The organism is Spirosoma sp. (assembly GCF_048594605.1).
In the GTDB taxonomy this organism is placed as follows: Bacteria; Bacteroidota; Bacteroidia; order Cytophagales; family Spirosomataceae; genus Spirosoma.
The window spans coordinates 1-3,395 of sequence record NZ_JBMDWV010000326.1 but is presented as its reverse complement, the minus strand read 5'-3'; the positions used below and the strand labels follow the sequence as shown (position 1 = coordinate 3,395).

The 3,395-nt window shown below is 40.6% G+C and carries 3 protein-coding genes; 1 reads left to right on the top strand and 2 read right to left on the bottom strand.

The window, feature by feature from the left end; genetic code table 11:
* Positions 1-648: 648 nt before the first annotated feature.
* A complete protein-coding gene (gene gap, locus ACOJS8_RS19795) occupies positions 649-1,644 on the top strand; it encodes a type I glyceraldehyde-3-phosphate dehydrogenase (protein ID WP_420150280.1) in 996 nt (331 codons plus the stop codon).
* A gap of 91 nt (positions 1,645-1,735) precedes the next feature.
* Here gap and trmB read toward each other — a convergent pair whose 3' ends face one another.
* Together trmB and ACOJS8_RS19785 are read right to left on the bottom strand one after the other, a co-directional pair.
* Positions 1,736-2,398, bottom strand: a complete 663-nt coding sequence (trmB, locus tag ACOJS8_RS19790) for a tRNA (guanosine(46)-N7)-methyltransferase TrmB (protein WP_420150279.1) — start codon at positions 2,396-2,398, stop codon at positions 1,736-1,738.
* A partial coding sequence (locus ACOJS8_RS19785) for a bifunctional folylpolyglutamate synthase/dihydrofolate synthase (protein WP_420150278.1) occupies positions 2,398-3,395 on the bottom strand: 998 nt, incomplete at its 5' end. The genes ACOJS8_RS19785 and trmB, both read right to left, overlap by 1 nt.

Sequence of the window (3,395 nt, the reverse complement as noted above, 5' to 3'; positions counted from 1 at the left end):
GAACAATTATTAAGCAAGGTTAGGTCTATTGCTATTCGATTAACGAGAAGATAGCAGACTTTGGTTATTGGGCATACCTCTCTACTAGAGATTAATCTGTTTAAACTTTCAAAATAGATTTCATAAAGGTTCGTATTCATTATTCCTCTCTACAATCGGAATGACATAACCAAACCAAATTTTTGTCCAGCCAAACTAATTCGGTACATAAGAAAATAATAAAAAACTATTAAGAATCTCTTTCTGTACGTATCGTTATATTGATTGATCTATTACAAAGGATAAAGAAAAGACTCCAACTAATATTGACTCCTCCCCTTCTCTAATTTTAACAATGATTAGTGTCTAGACGGCAAAAGCTCATGACAATACTAATAAGTAATATACTAATACGTTAGTAATCATAAGAATATTTATTAGTATATTTAGTATAATATTAGCGAATTACTAATAAATTTGGTATATTATGGCTAAAATGCTACAGATATTTAGGAAATACTAAGAAAAATACTAATTTTTTGATCAAATTACTAACAAATTATATACTAATTACTAAAATAGGTGCTTAATATTACTAATTAGTATTATCTACCCTCCAATATATAATCAGTATATTTGCTGCCTTAAAACAAACCATTTTCTCTATTCATGGAAAAAATTCGTGTTGCAATTAATGGATTTGGCCGGATCGGTCGATTATCCTTCAGAAAACTGCTTGAAAAAGAAAACATTGAAGTTGTTGCTATTAATGATCTTACTGATAATGCAACTTTAGCGCACTTACTAAAATACGATTCAGTCCATGGCCGATTCACTGGCGAGATTTCTTCAGACAACGAAAGTCTGACTGTGAATGGGAAACGTATCAATGCTTATGCTGAGCGTGATCCCAAGAGTCTGCCCTGGAAAGATTTAAATATAGATGTAGTACTTGAATCCACTGGCCGTTTTGTCGATGAGGCAGGAGCTGGTATGCATCTCACAGCAGGTGCTAAAAAGGTAGTTATTTCGGCACCCGCTAAAGGTAATATCCCTACTGTAGTATTAGGTGTGAATGATGATACGTTAACAGGAAATGAAACAATTGTTTCGAATGCCTCCTGTACTACCAACTGTTTGGCTCCAATGGCTAAAGTCCTCGATGATGTTTTCGGGATAGAAAAGGGATACATGACAACAATCCACGCTTACACTGCTGACCAGAATTTACAGGATGCACCCCACTCAGATCTGCGACGTGCCCGTGCTGCAGCTCTGTCTATTGTTCCTACATCGACTGGCGCTGCCAAAGCTGTTGGATTAGTCCTACCGCAGTTAAAAGGAAAATTAGATGGTTATGCATTGCGTGTACCAACGCCCGATGGTTCGCTTACCGATCTGACAGTAATATTGAAAAAAGCAGCAACTGCTGAAGAAATCAATAATGCTATCAAAGCAGCCTCTGAAACCACGCTGAAAGGATTACTGGAGTACACCACCGATCCAATCGTTTCGATTGATATCGTTGGTAACTCGCACTCTTGTATTTTCGATTCCAAGCTGACGACCGTAAACGGCACGCTCGCAAAAGTTGTCGGTTGGTACGATAACGAATATGGCTATTCCAGCCGCGTAGCTGATTTGATTACAAAATTGTTTAAATAATGTAAATTCAACAATGTATCTTTAATTATATAACTTTATACATTGTTAAATTTACATTTATAAGTCCCTTAAAAAGGGGAAAGGTTTACAATTAACCTTTCCCCTTTTTACATTGTAAATAGTTGATCGTAAATCCTTTATTGTAAAATATCTCTTCATATTTCGTTTTTATTCCTAAATGGATAATGTTCAATTGTGAATTATACAGATCAGTAGTATATTGTAAATTTACAAAACTGAATTCTCTTACTTTTTCTAAGCTATACTCAAACAGTTCTGGATTATCCGTTTTCAAGTGCAACAAGCCATCCTCGGCTAGAATCGACCTGTACAGACTTAAAAAACGAGGATGAGTCAGACGGTGCTTTTCCTGCCTGGGGCGTGGTTGTGGATCAGGAAATGTAATCCAGATTTCATTTACCTCTGCTGGCGCGAAAAAATCTGCCAAATAATTAATATCTGTGCGTAGGAATGCTACGTTAGTCAGCGCTAAATTTTGAGCAGCCTTAGAGCCGCGGGCGATGCGATCGCCCTTAATGTCTACCCCAATAAAGTTTGTATCCGGAAACGCCTGAGCCAGGCCAATGGTGTATTCACCCTTACCGCAGGCTAGCTCGACAACAATTGGGTTATCATTGCCAAAATAATCCTGTCGCCAGCGACCACGAATTGTTTTATAAAGGGGTTTACCTGCTTCAACTACATTTTTACTCTCAGCATTGTGCAGAAAGCGATGGGTTTTACGACGCGTCACTATAAATTAGTTAATTCAGCAATAATATAATTACTTCCCGTAATCAGAATTAAATCGCTTGGTAGAGCTTCCTGCAAGGCAGCAGTCAACGCTTCGTTAACGTCAACAAAAGCCTCACCAATTCGTCCCATACGGGACGCTTCTATCTGCAACTCATCAACGGGCAACGAGCGGGGAGTTTGTGCCTGACAGAAATAATAAACGGCAGATGACGGCAACACGTCCAGCGCCTTTGTACGGTCTTTGTCGGCCACCATTCCAATTATAATACGTAACGTGTCATAAGACAGCGAGCGTATCGTTTCAAACAAAGCTATTAAACCCGCCTGGTTGTGGGCGGTATCGGCAATAACACGGGGATACTCTTGCAGGATTTGAAAACGTCCTTTCAGACCAGTCTGCGACGTAACAGAAGCTAAGGCAGTTAGCTCGGCAGTTGGAGACACCGGATAAGTGGGTTGTAAGATCTCCACGGTGGCCAGAACAGCCGGAAGGTTACGTAACTGGTAGCTTCCCAGCAAATCCAGCCTAAAAGGCTGCAGTGGACCACCAACGCGCGCGACAAGCGCATGCCGTAGTCCCTGCACTACTCCACCGTCCTGAACGGTATACTGCTGATCAGCCTGAATAATCGGCGCCTTGACGGACTCTGCTACATCCTGAAAAACGTCGGCTATTTCAGCCTGCGTTTCGCCAATGATTGCGGGCACGCCAGGTTTGATTATTCCTGCTTTTTCGCGTGCAATCTGGGATAACGTATCGCCTAGCACGTCGGTATGATCGAGACCAATATTGGTGATTACTGAGGCAATCGGTGTAATCACATTCGTTGAATCCAGACGCCCTCCTAACCCTACTTCAACAATAGCGATATCTACGGATTTGCGGGCGAAAAAATCAAATGCCATGACAACAGTTACCTCAAAAAAAGACGGTTCTATCGATTCGATCAGACGCTGATTGTTGGTCACGAAAGCGGCTACCTCTTCCTCAGCAA

Excerpts from the sequence above, each read along its gene's own strand:
- gap (WP_420150280.1), top strand. The coding sequence starts at position 649 with ATGGAAAAAATTCGTGTTGCAATTAATGGATTTGGCCGGATCGGTCGA.